Origin of the sequence: Streptomyces chryseus (genome assembly GCF_014650755.1) — a bacterium.
GTDB classification, from domain to species: domain Bacteria; phylum Actinomycetota; class Actinomycetes; order Streptomycetales; family Streptomycetaceae; genus Streptomyces; species Streptomyces chryseus.
The window spans coordinates 161,548-177,252 of the sequence record NZ_BMVO01000007.1 but is presented as its reverse complement, the minus strand read 5'-3'; the positions used below and the strand labels follow the sequence as shown (position 1 = coordinate 177,252).

At 72.7% G+C, this 15,705-nt stretch carries 15 protein-coding genes; 10 read left to right on the top strand and 5 right to left on the bottom strand.

Annotation, left to right across the window (positions count from 1 at the left end; translation table 11 throughout):
* The first annotated feature begins 36 nt into the window (after positions 1-36).
* Together IE185_RS14360 and IE185_RS14355 are read left to right on the top strand one after the other, a co-directional pair.
* On the top strand, positions 37-390 hold the full coding sequence (locus IE185_RS14360; RefSeq protein ID WP_229843494.1) for a PIN domain-containing protein: 354 nt from the start codon (positions 37-39) through the stop codon (positions 388-390).
* Positions 391-413: 23 nt separating this feature from the next.
* Positions 414-1,028, top strand: coding sequence for a Maf family protein (locus tag IE185_RS14355; RefSeq protein WP_189715270.1), 615 nt, complete (start codon positions 414-416; stop codon positions 1,026-1,028).
* On the opposite strand, the gene pdxR is transcribed toward IE185_RS14355, so the two are convergent.
* Positions 1,009-2,556, bottom strand: a complete 1,548-nt coding sequence (pdxR, locus tag IE185_RS14350; RefSeq protein ID WP_189715268.1) for a MocR-like pyridoxine biosynthesis transcription factor PdxR — start codon at positions 2,554-2,556, stop codon at positions 1,009-1,011. The genes IE185_RS14355 and pdxR overlap by 20 nt on opposite strands.
* Here pdxR and IE185_RS14345 point away from each other — a divergent pair.
* Complete coding sequence (locus IE185_RS14345; RefSeq protein ID WP_138897612.1) at positions 2,555-3,160, top strand: LysE family translocator; 606 nt, start codon at positions 2,555-2,557, stop codon at positions 3,158-3,160. The genes pdxR and IE185_RS14345 overlap by 2 nt on opposite strands.
* A 56-nt stretch (positions 3,161-3,216) precedes the next feature.
* Here IE185_RS14345 and IE185_RS14340 read toward each other — a convergent pair whose 3' ends face one another.
* Positions 3,217-3,699, bottom strand: a complete 483-nt coding sequence (locus IE185_RS14340; RefSeq protein WP_138897611.1) for a hypothetical protein — start codon at positions 3,697-3,699, stop codon at positions 3,217-3,219.
* A gap of 353 nt (positions 3,700-4,052) precedes the next feature.
* Here IE185_RS14340 and IE185_RS14335 point away from each other — a divergent pair, with 353 nt between their 5' ends.
* Together IE185_RS14335 and IE185_RS14330 are read left to right on the top strand one after the other, a co-directional pair.
* Positions 4,053-5,807 carry an acetyl/propionyl/methylcrotonyl-CoA carboxylase subunit alpha gene (locus tag IE185_RS14335; RefSeq protein ID WP_138897610.1) on the top strand — a complete coding sequence of 585 codons (1,755 nt, stop codon included), beginning with the start codon at positions 4,053-4,055 and terminating at the stop codon, positions 5,805-5,807.
* Between the two features lie 217 nt (positions 5,808-6,024).
* Entirely contained in the window at positions 6,025-6,588 is a 564-nt protein-coding gene (locus IE185_RS14330) for a TetR/AcrR family transcriptional regulator (RefSeq protein ID WP_138897613.1), read from the top strand.
* A gap of 12 nt (positions 6,589-6,600) precedes the next feature.
* On the opposite strand, the gene IE185_RS14325 is transcribed toward IE185_RS14330, so the two are convergent.
* Both IE185_RS14325 and IE185_RS14320 read right to left on the bottom strand, forming a co-directional pair.
* Positions 6,601-7,578, bottom strand: a complete 978-nt coding sequence (locus tag IE185_RS14325; protein WP_138897609.1) for a DeoR/GlpR family DNA-binding transcription regulator — start codon at positions 7,576-7,578, stop codon at positions 6,601-6,603.
* A gap of 143 nt (positions 7,579-7,721) precedes the next feature.
* The gene (locus IE185_RS14320) at positions 7,722-9,161 is read right to left on the bottom strand and encodes an NAD(P)H-quinone dehydrogenase (protein WP_138897608.1); all 1,440 of its coding nucleotides are present in this window, start codon (positions 9,159-9,161) and stop codon (positions 7,722-7,724) included.
* A 193-nt stretch (positions 9,162-9,354) separates the two neighbouring features.
* Here IE185_RS14320 and IE185_RS14315 point away from each other — a divergent pair, with 193 nt between their 5' ends.
* From IE185_RS14315 to IE185_RS14300, 4 genes are all read left to right on the top strand, one after another.
* The gene (locus IE185_RS14315) at positions 9,355-9,792 is read left to right on the top strand and encodes a gamma-glutamylcyclotransferase family protein (protein WP_138908905.1); all 438 of its coding nucleotides are present in this window, start codon (positions 9,355-9,357) and stop codon (positions 9,790-9,792) included.
* A gap of 102 nt (positions 9,793-9,894) precedes the next feature.
* Positions 9,895-10,725, top strand: coding sequence for a purine-nucleoside phosphorylase (locus IE185_RS14310; RefSeq protein WP_138899560.1), 831 nt, complete (start codon positions 9,895-9,897; stop codon positions 10,723-10,725).
* 226 nt (positions 10,726-10,951) lie between these two features.
* Positions 10,952-12,604 carry a phospho-sugar mutase gene (locus tag IE185_RS14305; RefSeq protein ID WP_138897120.1) on the top strand — a complete coding sequence of 551 codons (1,653 nt, stop codon included), beginning with the start codon at positions 10,952-10,954 and terminating at the stop codon, positions 12,602-12,604.
* Positions 12,605-12,756: 152 nt separating this feature from the next.
* Positions 12,757-13,965 (top strand): glycosyltransferase family 39 protein, encoded by a 1,209-nt coding sequence (locus tag IE185_RS14300; RefSeq protein ID WP_138897119.1) that lies wholly within the window; start codon positions 12,757-12,759, stop codon positions 13,963-13,965.
* A 52-nt stretch (positions 13,966-14,017) separates the two neighbouring features.
* Here IE185_RS14300 and IE185_RS14295 read toward each other — a convergent pair whose 3' ends face one another.
* Entirely contained in the window at positions 14,018-14,665 is a 648-nt protein-coding gene (locus tag IE185_RS14295; protein WP_138897118.1) for a PH domain-containing protein, read from the bottom strand.
* An 88-nt stretch (positions 14,666-14,753) separates the two neighbouring features.
* On the opposite strand from IE185_RS14295, the gene deoC reads away from it, so the two are divergent.
* The gene (gene deoC, locus IE185_RS14290; protein WP_138897117.1) at positions 14,754-15,704 is read left to right on the top strand and encodes a deoxyribose-phosphate aldolase; all 951 of its coding nucleotides are present in this window, start codon (positions 14,754-14,756) and stop codon (positions 15,702-15,704) included.
* Position 15,705 lies beyond the last annotated feature (1 nt).

Below are 15,705 nucleotides of genomic sequence, written 5' to 3'. Positions count from 1 at the left end.
GCCGCACAGCCCGAACACGAGGGCCCCGTCGACGTCATGGCGGAGGAGACTCTGGCGATCTCCCCTCTCGTCGTCACGGAACTCGACCATCTCGCCCGGCGCCACCTCGGGTTTCCGCAGGCGCTCCTTGTCATGGAAGCCGTGAATGAGCGCCTCGTGGACGGTCAGTACGAACTCGCCACACTGAACCCTGCTGACCTCGTGGCAGCGCACGAAGTACGGCAGAAGTACGACGGTCCGCGGCTCGACCTGGCGGATGCGATCGGTGTGGTCCTGGCCGATCGCTATCGCACCGACCGGATCTTCACCCTCGACCAGCGGGACTTCCGGGCCATCACACCACCGACCAAGGGCTTCGATGCCTTCCGCATCCTTCCTTACGACGTGTGAGCACTCGTCCCGCGCCTCGTACGATGAGCGGCATGACTGATCCGCGCCGCCGCCTCGTCCTCGCTTCCGCCTCCCCCGCCCGCCTCGGGCTCCTGCGCCAGGCCGGACTCGCCCCCGAGGTGATCGTCAGCGGCGTCGACGAGGACGCGATCACCGCGCCCACCCCGGGCGAGCTCGCGCTCGTCCTGGCCGAGGCCAAGGCCGCGGCCGTCGCCGCCCGCCCCGAGGCCGCCGGAGCCCTCGTGATCGGCTGCGACTCCGTACTGGAGCTGGACGGCCAGGCTCTCGGCAAGCCCGCCGACGCCGAGGACGCCACCGCCCGCTGGAAGGCCATGCGGGGCCGCTCCGGCATCCTCCGGACCGGCCACTGCGTGATCGACACCGCCACCGGCCGGCGCGCCAGTGCCACCGCGTCCACCACGGTCCGCTTCGGCGAACCGACCGACGCCGAGATCGCCGCGTACGTCGCCACCGGCGAGCCCCTGCACGTCGCCGGCGCCTTCACTCTCGACGGCCGGTCGGCCCCCTTCGTCGACGGCATCGACGGGGACCCCGGCAACGTCATCGGCCTGTCGCTGCCGCTGCTGCGCCGCCTGCTCGGTGAGCTGGACACGCCCATCACCGCCCTGTGGGTCTGACCCCCGCCACCACCTCCACCGCGGCCTCGCCCAGCGCCGCGATCCCCTCCACGATCCCGCCCGGCGCCGTCGCGGCGTAACCGAGCACGAGACCGGGGCTGCCCGGGCGCTGCCGGTGCCACGACAGCGGCTGCGCCTTGACGCCGCGCGCGAGCGCCGCAGCCGCCAGGACGGTGTCGTCGAAGCGCGGGCCCTCGAAGGTGATCATCAGGTGCAGGCCCGCCGCGGCACCGTGCACCACCGCGCCCGGCAGGTGCTCCCCGATCGCCCCGATCATCGCGTCCCTGCGCCGCCGGTGCCGGCGGCGCAGCAGACGCAAGTGGCGCTCCATCTCGCCCGATTCCATCAGCCGGGCCAGCACGAGCTGCGGCAGCACCGCGTTGCCGAGGTCGGCGAAGCGCTTGGCCTCCACCAGCGCGTCCCGGTACCTCGGCGGCGCCAGCATCCACCCCACACGCAGGGCCGGCGCGAGCAGCTTGGACACGCTTCCGGCGTAGCAGACCCGCTCCGCGAGCACGGATCGCAGCGCGGGCACCGGCGGCCGGTCGTAGCGGTGCTCGGCGTCGTAGTCGTCCTCGACGATCAGGCCGCCCTCCCCCGCCCACCGCATCAGCTCCCGCCGCCGTACGCCGCCGAGCACCACCCCGGTCGGGAACTGGTGCGCCGGCGTGAGCAGCACCGCTTCCGCACCCGTGGCGCGCAGCTCGTCGACCCGTACCCCCTCCGCGTCGACCGCGACCGGCGGTGTCTCAAGACCCCGGTCGCACAGGTGCTGCCGGGCGCCGAGCGAGCCGGGGTCCTCCACGGCCATCGCGCGGACCCCGTCGGCCCGGAGCACCTGCGCCAGCAGACCGAGCCCCTGGGCGGTGCCGTAGGTGATGACGATCTCGCCCGCGTCCGGCCGGATCCCCCGGTTGCGGGCCAGCCAGTGCGCCACCGCGCGGCGCAACGGCGGTGCGCCGCGCGGGTCTCCGTACCCGAGGTCGCAGGCCGACAGCTCTGCCAGTACGGCGCGTTCCGCGCGCAGCCACGCCGTGCGCGGGAAGGCGGCCAGGTCGGGGACACCGGGCGACAGGTCGATGCGGGCCGGGGCCGCGCGCAGCGCGTCGAAGACGTCGGCGCCGGGCGGCGTCACGGTGAACACCGCCCCGGCGGAGGAACGCGCGGCGGGGGCGGGCGCCCGGGCGGCGGCGGGCGGGGCCGCGACGACCACCGTTCCGCCCCGCCCCCGTCCCACGACATGCCCGTCCTCCGTGAGGCGCTGGTACGCCTCCGTCACCACCCCTCGGGACACCCGCAGTTCGGCGGCGAGCACCCGCGTGGCCGGCAACCGGCTGCCCACCGGCAGGCTCCCGTCCGACACGGCGGCCCTCAGTCGGGCCGCCAGCCAGTCGGACAGCCCGCCGGGCGGTGCCTCGCCGGGGTCGAGCTGGAGGAAGTCCGACCCCGGGGAAGGAGTTGTGGACCGGTCGGAGGCGTGGTCAATGGACCTGTTCACCGGACCATAGTGACGCGAGCCTGAGGACATGACCACAGAGTTCCTGCTGACCTCCCTGATCATCGTGGCCACACCCGGCACCGGAGCGCTCTACACAGTGGCGGCCGGCCTCGCGCGCGGCGCCCGCGCGAGCGCCCTCGCCGCGCTCGCCTGCACGCTCGGCATCATCCCGCACATGGTGGCGGCGATCACGGGCCTCGCGGCCCTGCTCCACACCAGCGCGACGGCGTTCCAGATCCTCAAGTACCTGGGCGTCGCCTATCTGCTCTACATAGCGTGGAGCACGCTGCGCGACAAGGGCGCCCTGACGGCGGAGGAGGACACCGGAGAGCGGCCGGCGGCGAAAGTCATCGCCTCCGGCATTCTCATCAACATCCTCAACCCCAAACTGACGATCTTCTTCGTCGCTTTCCTGCCCCAGTTCGTCAGCCCGGGTGAACCCCAGGCGCCCTTGCGCATGGTGGAGTTGAGCGCCGTGTTCATGCTGCTCACCTTCGTCGTGTTCGCGCTCTACGGAGTCTTCGCCGCCGCGATGCGCCGCCACGTCCTGTCCCGTCCCCGCGTCCTGACCTGGATGCGCAGGGTCTTCGCGGGCGCGTTCGCCGCCCTCGGCGCCCGGCTCGCGTTCCTCTGACCGCAGGCGGATCCGATGTACGCCGGCAGATCCGGGCCCGGCGGCGGGCCGCTGGGTCAGGCCGGTGCCACCGCCCCGCTCTCCGGCCCGGCCGGCGGGGCGCCGGCGGGACCGGCGGCGCTCCCGGCGCCCCGCTCGTCCCGCTTCCCGTACGCGATGACCGACAGCACGATCAGCCCGAACTCGGCCATCAGCACCGCGAAGGCCGCCCAGCCGACCAGCCCGACGCACAGCGCCCCGAGCACCCCGTGCACCACCGCGCACGCGATCAGCAGGATGCGGCCGACGCGGCCCGGCGCGCGGTCCGACAGCGACGCACGCAGCAGGAGGACCCCGCACGCCACCAGGTAGAGCCCGAAGCCGCCGCCCATCACGTACGTCGACGTCGACATCACGTCCGGGTCGAGGCCGGCGAGGGACATCGACTGGCCGCTGACGACCTTGCCGAGGATCCAGTGGACGAACACGATCCCGACGGCTTCGACGAACAGCACTGCCGCGGCAGCGGCAGCTATCGGCCTGCGCGCCACGGCGCCCACCCTCTTCCGGCTGTTACCCCTAGTACGTAACGACACCCAAACGCTACTAACCGGTATTCCTCCGTACAAGGGGTCTGACGCGCCCGGTCCGGCAAGCAAAGAATCGTTCGGCCATTCGTAGGGACTCCACAAAGAAAGCTGGCGCGCCGCTGGCCGCTCGAACAGAGACCTGCGCCACACCTGAGGGCTACTGTGCGGTGAAGAAACCCGTCGTACCGTGGTGCGACAAGGGAATTCGCGACCCGAGCGGGACTCGCATCACGCTCCGTGTGGGCAAGCTCACTATTGGGGATGGGTCGTAGGTCCGTGTCGGCAGTCCCTAAACTCAGCTTGTTTCAAGGAGGGAGCCAATCGTGCGCAAGGTGCTCATCGCCAACCGAGGCGAAATCGCTGTCCGCGTTGCTCGGGCCTGCCGGGATGCCGGGATCGCGAGCGTAGCCGTCTACGCCGACCCGGACCGGGACGCTCTGCACGTCCGCGCGGCCGACGAGGCGTTCGCTCTGGGCGGTGACACCCCGGCCGCCAGTTACCTGGACATGGCCAAGGTGCTCCAGGCCGCCAAGGATTCGGGGGCCGACGCGGTTCACCCCGGTTACGGCTTCCTGTCCGAGAACGCCGAGTTCGCCCAGGCCGTGCTCGACGCGGGCCTGACCTGGATCGGCCCGCCGCCGCAGGCCATCCGTGACCTGGGCGACAAGGTGGCGGCCCGCCACATCGCCCAGCGCGCGGGCGCCCCGCTCGTCGCCGGTACGCCGGACCCGGTCTCCGGCGCCGACGAGGTCGTCGCGTTCGCCGAGCAGAACGGTCTGCCGATCGCCATCAAGGCGGCGTTCGGCGGTGGCGGTCGCGGCCTGAAGGTCGCCCGCACCCTCGAAGAGGTCCCGGAGCTGTACGACTCCGCCGTCCGTGAGGCCGTCGCCGCCTTCGGGCGCGGCGAGTGCTTCGTCGAGCGCTACCTCGACAAGCCGCGCCACGTCGAGACGCAGTGCCTGGCAGACAGCCACGGCAACGTCGTCGTCGTCTCCACCCGTGACTGCTCGCTCCAGCGCCGCCACCAGAAGCTGGTGGAGGAGGCCCCGGCGCCGTTCCTGAGCGACGCCCAGAACGCCGAGCTGTACCGCGCGTCGAAGGCGATCCTCAAGGAGGCGGGTTACGTCGGCGCCGGCACCGTCGAGTTCCTCGTCGGCGTCGACGGCACGATCTCCTTCCTGGAGGTCAACACCCGTCTCCAGGTCGAGCACCCGGTCTCCGAAGAGGTCACCGGCATCGACCTGGTCCGCGAGATGTTCCGGATCGCCGACGGCGAGGAGCTGGGGTACGACGACCCGGCCGTGCGCGGGCACTCCATCGAGTTCCGCATCAACGGCGAGGACCCGGGCCGCGGTTTCCTGCCCGCCCCCGGCACGGTGACCGCCTTCGCGCCGCCGTCCGGCCCCGGTGTCCGCCTGGACGCGGGCGTCGAGTCCGGCAGCGTCATCGGCCCGGCGTGGGACTCGCTCCTCGCCAAGCTGATCGTCACCGGCGCCAGCCGTGAGCAGGCGCTCCAGCGCGCCGCGCGTGCGCTGGCGGAGTTCAACGTCGAGGGCATGGCCACGGCCATCCCGTTCCACCGCGCGGTCGTCGCGGACCCGGCGTTCACCTCCGACCCGTTCACCGTCCACACCCGGTGGATCGAGACCGAGTTCGTCAACGAGATCCCGCCCTTCACCGTGCCGGGCGCCGACGCGGACGAGGACGAGGCCGGTCGCGAGACCATCGTCGTCGAGGTCGGCGGCAAGCGCCTGGAGGTCTCGCTGCCCTCCTCGCTGGGCATGACGCTGGCCCGGACCGGCCTGGCCGCCGGTGCCAAGCCGAAGCGCCGCGCCGCGAAGAAGTCCGGCCCGGCCGCCTCCGGCGACACCCTCGCCTCGCCCATGCAGGGCACGATCGTCAAGGTCGCGGTCGAGGAGGGCCAGGAGGTCAAGGAGGGCGACCTGGTCGTCGTCCTGGAGGCCATGAAGATGGAGCAGCCGCTGAACGCGCACCGCTCCGGCACCGTCAAGGGCCTGGCCGCCGAGGTCGGCGCGTCGATCACGTCCGGCGCCGCCATCTGCGAGATCAAGGACTGACGTCCGGCGGCCGTGAGCCGTGAGTGAGCTGAGGGCCCCGCCGAGACCGGCGGGGCACTCAGCTCGCAATGGCATCCTGGAGACCGGAGCGGGAGGAGGACGAGCCATGGCGACGAGCGGACCCCGGCCGCCGGGAGCGCCGGTCCAGCCGGACCCACGGCCGCCCGCGCCCGTACCCCCGGACGCTGCCACCTCCGCCGCCGGGGCGGTACGGCCGATGCGCGCGGATGCCCGGCGCAACTACGCACGCGTGCTGGCCGAGGCCCGTACCGCCTTCGCCGAGCACGGCACCGACGCCTCGCTCGAAGACGTCGCGCGCCGCGCGGGGGTGGGCATCGGCACGCTCTACCGGCACTTCCCCACCCGGCATGCCCTGATGAGCGCCGTCTTCCAGGGCGCCGTGGAGGAACTCCTCGCGCGCTCACGGGAACTGGCCGACAGCGACGCGCCCTGTTCCGCGCTCGTCACCTGGCTGCGCGACATCATCACGCACGCCGGTGAGTACCGGGGCCTCGCCCGCGCGCTCATGTCGGCGTCCCGCGACGAGAGTTCGGCCCTCGCTCGATGCAGTACGCCGATGAACGCGGCGGGCGAGCGGCTGCTCGTACGGGCGCAGCGCAGCGGCGCCGTGCGGCCCGACGTGTCGATCGGCGACCTGATGCAGCTGACGAACGCCATCGCACTGGCCGCCGAACAGGCCCCGGACGACCCGGAGTTGGCCGACCGCCTGCTGACGCTGACGCTGAAGGGCCTGCGGCCCGAGGCGGGGCCGGCGACCTGACCGGGCCGCCGCTCAGCGGCGGCGCAGATCCGCGACGCGCGCCCGCTCCCGCTCGGCGGGCCCCGACTGCTGGTCCGCGAGCGCCCCGGCGCTGCGCAGCCCGCCGGCTCCGGGGCCGCCCGGGTGCGTACGCCGCTGACCGGGCAGGGGCATGTCCCGGCGGGGCTGGCGTCCGGTGGGGACGCCGTCCGCTCCCGAGCCCGCCGCCCCGGGCCCCGCCACGGCGATCTGCACGCCCTGGTCCGCCAGGGCCTGCAACTCGGTCGCCGCACGGTCGTCGTGCTGCGGCGGCTCGTCGGTGACCAGACGCGTGATCACGTCGGTCGGCACCGTCTGGAACATCGTGTCGGTGCCGAGCTTGGTGTGGTCCGCGAGGACCACCACCTCGGCGGCGGCCTGCACCAGCGCCCTGTCGACGCTCGCCGACAGCATGTTGGAGGTGGACAGACCGCGCTCGGCGGTCAGTCCGCTGCCGGAGAGGAAGGCCCGGGAGACCCGCAGCCCCTGGAGGGACTGCTCGGCCCCGCTGCCGACCAGCGCGTAGTTCGAGCCGCGCAGCGTGCCGCCGGTCATGACGACCTCGACGCGGTTGGCGTGCGCCAGTGCCTGTGCCACCAGCAGGGAGTTGGTGACGACGGTCAGGCCGGGGACCCGGGCGAGCCGTCTGGCCAGCTCCTGCGTGGTCGTCCCGGCGCCGACGACGATGGCTTCGCCCTCTTCGACGAGTCCCGCGGCGAGGTCGGCGATGGCCGTCTTCTCCGCGGTCGCGAGATGGGATTTCTGCGGAAAGCCGGACTCCCGCGTAAAACCGCCCGGCAGTACCGCACCGCCGTGCCGGCGGTCGAGGAGTCCTTCTGCCTCCAGTGCCCGCACGTCCCGCCGTACGGTCACTTCGGAGGTCTGGACGACGCGGGCGAGCTCACGGAGCGATACAGCCCCGTTGGCGCGCACCATTTCGAGGATCAATTGGCGACGTTCTGCAGCGAACACGAAACTGACAGTAACTTGACCGGCCGATACTTTTCAGCAGTTTGCGCCGAATAACAGAAGTTGTGCCCAAACTGGGGCGCGGAGTGGTATACGCGGCGTACGCCCGGGGCGTATGCCGCGTGACCGGTCACCACCTCCGCCGGCTACGCCTCGGCGGACGTCTTGCGGGTGTGCAGCTGCCGTGCGACCTCGGCGATCGATCCCGACAGGGACGGGTAGACCGTGAAGGCGTTCGCGATCTGTTCCACGGTCAGGTTGTTGTCGACCGCGATCGAAATCGGATGGATCAGCTCGCTCGCGCGCGGTGCGACGACACAGCCGCCGACCACGATGCCCGTGCCCGGACGGCAGAAGATCTTGACGAAGCCGTCGCGGATGCCCTGCATCTTCGCGCGCGGGTTGCGCAGCAGCGGCAGCTTCACCGAGCGCGCGTCGATCTTGCCCGCGTCCACGTCCGCCTGGGTGTAGCCGACCGTCGCGATCTCGGGGTCGGTGAAGACGTTCGACGAGACGGTCTTGAGATTCAGCGGCGTCACCGCGTCGCCGAGGAAGTGGTACATCGCGATCCGGCCCTGCATGGCCGCGACCGACGCGAGCGCGAACACGCCCGTCACGTCGCCCGCCGCGTACACGCCGGGAGCGGTCGTACGGGAGACCTTGTCGGTCCAGACGTGGCCCGAGTCCTTGAGCCGGACGCCGGACTCCTCAAGGCCCATGCCGGCGGTGTTCGGGATGGCGCCGACGGCCATCAGGCAGTGCGTACCGCTGATGACACGCCCGTCGGAGAGGGTGACCTCCACGCGGTCGCCGACCCGCTTGGCGGACTCGGCGCGCGAGCGGGCCATGACGTTCATGCCGCGCCGCCGGAAGACGTCCTCCAGGACCGCGGCGGCGTCCGGGTCCTCGCCCGGCAGCACGCGGTCGCGCGAGGAGACCAGGGTGACGCGCGAGCCGAGCGCCTGGTACGCGCCGGCGAACTCGGCGCCGGTGACGCCGGAGCCGACCACGATGAGCTCCTCGGGGAGCTCGTCGAGGTCGTACACCTGCGTCCAGTTCAGGATGCGCTCGCCGTCCGGGAGCGCGTCGGGGATCTCGCGCGGGTGGCCGCCCGTCGCGATCAGCACGGCGTCGGCGGTGAGGCGCTCCTCGTTGCCGTCGCCGTACGTGACGACGACCGTGCGCGAGCCGTCGGCGTCCTGCTGGCCCTCCAGCCGGCCCCGGCCGCGCAGCACGCGCGCGCCGGCCCGCGTGACGGACGCGGTGATGTCGTGGGACTGTGCGAGCGCGAGGCGCTTCACACGGCGGTTGACCTTGCCCAGGTCCACGCCGACCACCCGGGCCGCCTGCTCGATGTGCGGCGTGTCGTCGGCGACGATGATGCCCAACTCCTCGTACGAAGAGTCGAAGGTCGTCATCACCTCGGCCGTCGCGATCAGAGTCTTGGACGGCACGCAGTCGGTGAGCACCGACGCCCCGCCCAGACCGTCGCTGTCGACGACGGTCACCTCCGCGCCGAGCTGGGCGCCCACCAGGGCCGCCTCGTATCCGCCGGGTCCGCCACCGATGATCACGATCCGGGTCACGAAAAAGTCCGCCTCGCATTGTCAATCCCGGCCCGCCTGCCCGCTCGGCCGGGGATCCGGGGATCGCCCGGGGGGAATGCAGTACGTACTCCATTGTCCCGCACGCTTCAAGGTGCTTCGCCCCGGGGCCCTCCATCCGGCCGCACCACTCCGCGGCCCCCGCCGCGCCACCCCCTCCCGTACCCTCGACCACATGTCGCTCTACGCCGCGTACGCCGGCAACCTCGACGCGCGGCTGATGACGCGCCGCGCACCGCACTCACCGCTGCGCGGGACCGGCTGGCTCAACGGCTGGCGGCTGACCTTCGGCGGGGAGGCGATGGGCTGGGAGGGCGCGCTCGCCACCATCGTGGAGGCCCCGCGCTCACAGGTCTTCGTCGCGCTGTACGACATCGCTCCCATGGACGAGGACTCCATGGACCGCTGGGAAGGTGTCGGACTCGACATCTACCGCCGGATGCGGTTGCGCGTGCACACCCTGGACGGCGAGGAGCCGGCCTGGGTGTACGTGCTGAACGGGTACGAGGGCGGGCTTCCCTCCGCCCGCTACCTGGGGGAGATCGCCGACGCGGCGGAGTCCGCCGGCGCCCCGCACGACTACGTCATGGAGCTGCGCAAGCGCCCCTGCTGAGGGCGGCGGTCTCCCCCTTGTCCGATCCGACAAGGCAACGATCGCAACACCGTCGGCAGCGACATCTACGCGCGTAGGGATTCACCGGTTACCCTCGTCGGCGTGAACGCATCTGTTACCCCTGCCCCCGCCGACGGCTTCGCCGACCCCCACGCGGCAGCCGACGCCGCCGCCGCCCGCCTGCGCGAGCTGACCGGCGCCGAGACCCACGACGTCGCCCTCGTGATGGGGTCGGGCTGGGTGCCCGCCGCCGAAGCACTCGGCGCGCCCGAGCACGAGTTCCCGGTCACCGAGCTGCCCGGCTTCCCGCCGCCGGCCGTCGCCGGACACGCGGGCACGGTCCGCTCGTACAAGATCGGCGACAAGCGCGCGCTGGTCTTCCTCGGCCGTACGCACTACTACGAGGGCCGCGGTGTCGCGGCCGTCTCGCACGGCGTGCGCACCGCCGTCGCCGCCGGCTGCAAGACCGTCGTCCTCACGAACGGCTGCGGCGGCCTGCGTCCCGGCATGCGCCCCGGCCAGCCGGTCCTCATCAGCGACCACATCAACCTGACGGCCACCTCGCCGATCATCGGGGCGAACTTCGTGGACCTGACGGACCTGTACTCGCCGCGCCTGCGCGCGCTGTGCAAGGAGGTGGACGCCACCCTGGAGGAGGGCGTCTACGTCCAGTTCCCCGGCCCGCACTACGAGACGCCCGCCGAGATCAACATGGTCCGCGTCATGGGCGGCGACCTGGTCGGCATGTCCACCGTCCTGGAGGCCATCGCCGCGCGCGAGGCCGGCGCGGAGGTGCTCGGCATCTCGCTGGTCACCAACCTGGCGGCGGGCCTGTCGGGCGAACCGCTGAACCACGAGGAAGTCCTGCAGGCCGGCCGCGACTCGGCCACCCGCATGGGCGCGCTCCTGGCGCAGGTCCTCGAACGCATCTGATTCCCCGGCCCGGCCGGGCCCCCGCTCCTCGCACGCCGGAGGGGCTGGACGGGTGCCGCCGGGCGGGACGTCTCCCGCCCGGTGCGCGCATCCAGCCCGTCCGGCGTGCGAGGACACGTCCGCGGGGCGGCCGGGGTCCGGCGGTTCCAGAAGGGGCGGGCGGGGGAACAAGCCCGCCGCAGCACACCGCAACACCACGCACCCCACACGAGAGGTGGACCACATCGTGCAGCAGGAGCAGGAGCTCATCGCGCGGGCCTCGGCCTGGCTGGCCGAGGACCCGGACAGCGAGACCCGCGACGAGCTCGCCAAGCTCATCGAGGCCGAGGACCTGAACGAGATCGCCGACCGGTTCGCCGGCACGCTCCAGTTCGGCACGGCCGGGCTCCGCGGCGAACTCGGCGCCGGCCCGATGCGCATGAACCGCGCCGTGGTCATCCGCGCCGCCGCCGGCCTCGCCGCGTACCTGAAGGCGAAGGGCCAGACGGACGGCCTCGTCGTCATCGGCTACGACGCCCGCCACAAGAGCGCCGACTTCGCCCGCGACACCGCCGCCGTGATGACCGGCGCCGGTCTGCGCGCCGCCCTCCTGCCGCGCCCGCTGCCCACCCCCGTGCTCGCCTACGCCATAAGGCACCTGGGCGCCGTCGCCGGCGTCGAGGTCACCGCGAGCCACAACCCGCCCCGCGACAACGGCTACAAGGTCTACCTCGGCGACGGCTCGCAGATCGTGCCGCCCGCCGACGCGGAGATCGCCGCCGAGATCGCCGCCGTGGCGTCCCTCGCGGACGTGCCGCGCCCCGAGACGGGCTGGTTCACGCTCAACGAGGAGGTCCTGGAGGCGTACCTGGCCCGTACGGACGCGGTCCTCACCGCCGGGACCCCCCGGACCGCCCGCGTCGTCTACACGGCCATGCACGGCGTCGGCAAGGAGGTCCTGACGGCCGCCTTCGCCCGCGCCGGGTTCCCCGAGCCCGTGCTCGTGGCCGAGCAGGCCGAGCCGGACCCGGACTTCCCCACGGTCGCCTTCCCCAACCCGGAGGAGCCGGGGGCCATGGACCTGGCCTTCGCCACCGCCCGCCGCGCCCGGCCGGACCTGATCGTCGCGAACGACCCGGACGCCGACCGGTGCGCCGTCGCCGTGCCCCTGCCCGGCACCGACGAGTGGCGGATGCTGCGCGGCGACGAGGTCGGCGCGCTGCTTGCGGCGCACCTGGTCCACAAGGGCGCGACCGGCACGTTCGCCGAGTCGATCGTGTCGTCGTCCCTCCTCGGCCGGATCGCCGCCGCGGCGGGTCTGCCGTACGAGGAGACGCTGACCGGCTTCAAGTGGATCGCCCGCGTCGACGGTCTGCGCTACGGGTACGAGGAGGCGCTCGGCTACTGCGTCGACCCCGAGGGCGTACGCGACAAGGACGGCATCACGGCGGCGCTCCTCGTCACCGAGCTGGCGTCCGTGCTGAAGTCCCAGGGCCGTACGCTCCTCGACCTGCTCGACGACCTCGCCGTCGAGCACGGTCTGCACGCCACCGACCAGCTGTCGGTCCGGGTCGAGGACCTCACGGTGATCGCCGACGCCATGAGCCGCCTGCGCGCCCGGCCGCCGGCCTCTCTCGCGGGACTGACCGTCACCTCCGCCGAGGACCTGACGCGCGGCACCGACAGGCTGCCGCCGACCGACGGTCTGCGGTACTACCTGGACGGCGAGGTGAAGGCCCGCGTGATCGTCCGGCCGAGCGGCACCGAGCCCAAGCTCAAGTGCTACCTGGAGGCCGTCGTCCCGGTCGCGGACGCGAGCGAGCTGGCGGATGTCAGGGAGCGGGCCGAGGGCATCCTCGCCGCCATCAAGCGCGACCTGTCGGCGGCCGCCGGCATCTGACCACCGCGTCCGGGCGGCCGGTCCCCTGCCCGGGACCGACCGCCCGGACGAGTGGTTTGCGTACGGCAGTTGACGCAGCGCTCCGTGCCCTTCGCCGACCGTGCGAGGAAGGGTGACCCGGTATCCCCCGCCGAGTCCCAGGAGCTGCCGCAGTGCCCCCGACCGCACCACCGGCGACCGCCCGGTCCCGCACGGCCGCTCCGGCCGCCGGGCACCCGCAAGAAGGAACGCGGAACCGGCTGACGAAGTCCCTGCGGCGGGCCGCCCCCGCCCTGGCCGGATACGTCGCCGTACGCCTCGCGGGCGTCGTGGTGCTCGCGCACTGGGCGCACCTCAAGGGCCACGGCCTGTGGCCCGCCCTCGCCACCTCCTGGGACTCCCGCTGGTATCTGGAGATCGCCGACAGCGGGTACGACGCCGCCCTCGGCACCGCCCACAACAGCAACAACCTCGCGTTCTTCCCGCTCTACCCGGCCCTGATCAAGGTCGTCGCGGCCGTCACGCCGGGCTCGCGGGCCAGCGTCGGCGTGCTGCTCGCGGTCGCCTGTTCCCTGGTCGCCGCCTGGGGGATCTTCGCCGTGGGCGACCGGCTGTACGGACGCCGGACCGGCACGCTGCTGGCCGTCCTGTGGGGCTGCGCGCCGGTCGCCGTCGTCCAGTGGATGGGCTACACGGAGTCGCTGTTCACGGCACTGACGGCCTGGTCGCTGTACGCCGTCCTCGCCGGCCGCTGGCTGTGGGCCGGCGCCCTCGCCGCACTCGCCGGACTGACCCGCCCCACCGGCGTCGCCGTCGCCGCGGCCGTCTCGGTGGCGGCGGCGGTGTCGCTGTGGCAGGCGTGGCGGAGGGGAAGGGGACCACGCCCCGCCGTGCTCGCGGCCGGGCTGATCGCGCCGCTGGGGTGGACCGGTTACGTCGCCTGGGTGGGCGTACGGCTCGGCCGCTGGGACGGCTACCTCGCCGTACAGAAGCTGTGGCTCAACGAGTGGGACGGCGGGGCCGACACGCTGCGCGAGATGCGCCGCCTCCTGCTCTACCAGTCGAAACCGCACCTGTACCTGGTGGTGGTGACGCTGGTGCTGTTCCTCTCCGTGGCCCTGTTCGCGCTCTGTGCCGCCGAGCGCCTGCCACTGCCGCTGCTCGTGTTCACCGGCGTACTGCTGCTGGTCGTGCTGGGCAGCGGCGGCGTCTACTTCCCCCGCGCCCGCTTCCTGGTCCCCGGCTTCCCGCTGCTGCTGCCGGTGGCACTGGCCGTGGCCCGCGCGCGACGGCTCACCGGCGCGCTGGTGCTGGGCGGCACGGCCTTGGCGTCCCTCTGGTTCGGCGCCTACACGCAACTGATCTGGCCGGGCCCCCCGTAGCCCCGGTGCCAGGACCACGCCCACCAGCGCCCCCGAAGCCCGGAACGCAACGTCACCCCGTGGCGAGGAGCACGGCCAGCGCGACAGCCCCCACCACGCACGGCGCGATGATCTCGTACGCCCACCGCACCGACGGGCCGCCCTGCGCGCCGGGCCGCGACGCGCACCGCTCGGCCTGCTCGCGCAGGTCGTCGACGGTCTGGTCGGCCGGCGCCCGGCGGGCCCGCGCGTCGGTGACGTCGGCGGTCGCGGACGTCCGGCCGTACGGGTCGTCCGTCGCCCGTCTGGCCTGCTGCCGGGCGACCCGCTTGCGCTGCCGCAGCGACACCGGGATCGCCCACAGCTGGTACTTCCTGCCGCCCGCGAACACCTCGCTGGAGTAACCGGCCCGTACCCCTTCGACCGCCGCCCAGGGCAGCGTGATCGTACGGAAGGGATTGCGGATCCGCAGCCGGTCGTCGTTGGCGAAGACGGCGGGCCGCAGCGTGAAGGCCACCACCAGCGGCACGGCGAAGAGCAGCCCGGCCACCGCGGCCCACGGGGTACGCCCCTGACCGCGCACCAGCGCGTCACCGCCGACCCACGCGGCCAGCGCGAGCACCAGGACCCCGCCGGCCAGGGCGGAGGACGACCGGAAGACCCGGTCGGCGTACGTCGGCTCGGCGGGCGGGTTGTTCGATCCGCCGGGGCTGCTAGTCATACGGCCGATTCTGCCTCACGTCACACCGGCTCGGCGGGTACGGGGGTGTACAGGCAGCTACGCGCGTAGATATGCTCATCTGGTGACCATGCCCACCACTGCACCCGCATTCGCCGACGTGACCGCGTCCGACGGCGCGCTGCGCCGCTTCCTGCACGGGCTGCCCGGCGTAGACACCGTCGGCCTCGAAGCGCGCGCCGCGTCCCTCGGCACCCGTTCGGTCAAGACCACGTCGAAGGCGTACGCCATCGACCTGGCCATCTCGATGATCGACCTGACCACGCTCGAAGGCGCGGACACCCCGGGCAAGGTCCGGGCGCTCTGCGCCAAGGGCGCCCATCCCGATCCGACCGACCGCACGACGCCGCGCGTCGCCGCGATCTGCGTCTATCCGGACATGGCGGAGACCGCGAAGGAGGCCCTGGCCGGAACGGGCATCAAGGTCGCCTCGGTCGCCACCGCCTTCCCGGCCGGCCGCGCCGCGCTCCCGGTGAAGCTCGCGGACGTCCGCGACGCCGTGGCCGCCGGAGCCGACGAGATCGACATGGTGATCGACCGCGGAGCCTTCCTCTCCGGTCATTACCTGAAGGTCTACGAGGAGATCGTGGCCGTGAAGGCCGAGTGCGGCGACAAGGCCCGCCTCAAGGTCATCTTCGAGACCGGCGAGCTGTCGACGTACGACAACATCCGCCGCGCGTCCTGGCTGGGGATGCTGGCGGGCGCGGACTTCATCAAGACGTCCACCGGCAAGGTCGGCGTGAACGCCACCCCGCCGAACACCCTGCTCATGCTTGAGGCCGTACGCGACTTCAAGGCGCAGACTGGAATCCAGATCGGCGTGAAGCCGGCCGGCGGCATCCGCACCACCAAGGACGCGATCAAGTTCCTGGTGCTGGTCAACGAGACGGTCGGCGAGGACTGGCTCACGAACGAATGGTTCCGCTTCGGCGCCTCCTCGCTGCTGAACGACCTGCTGATGCAGCGGCAGAAGCTGAGCACCGGCCGTTACTCCGGTCCCGACTACGTGACGGTGGACTGAT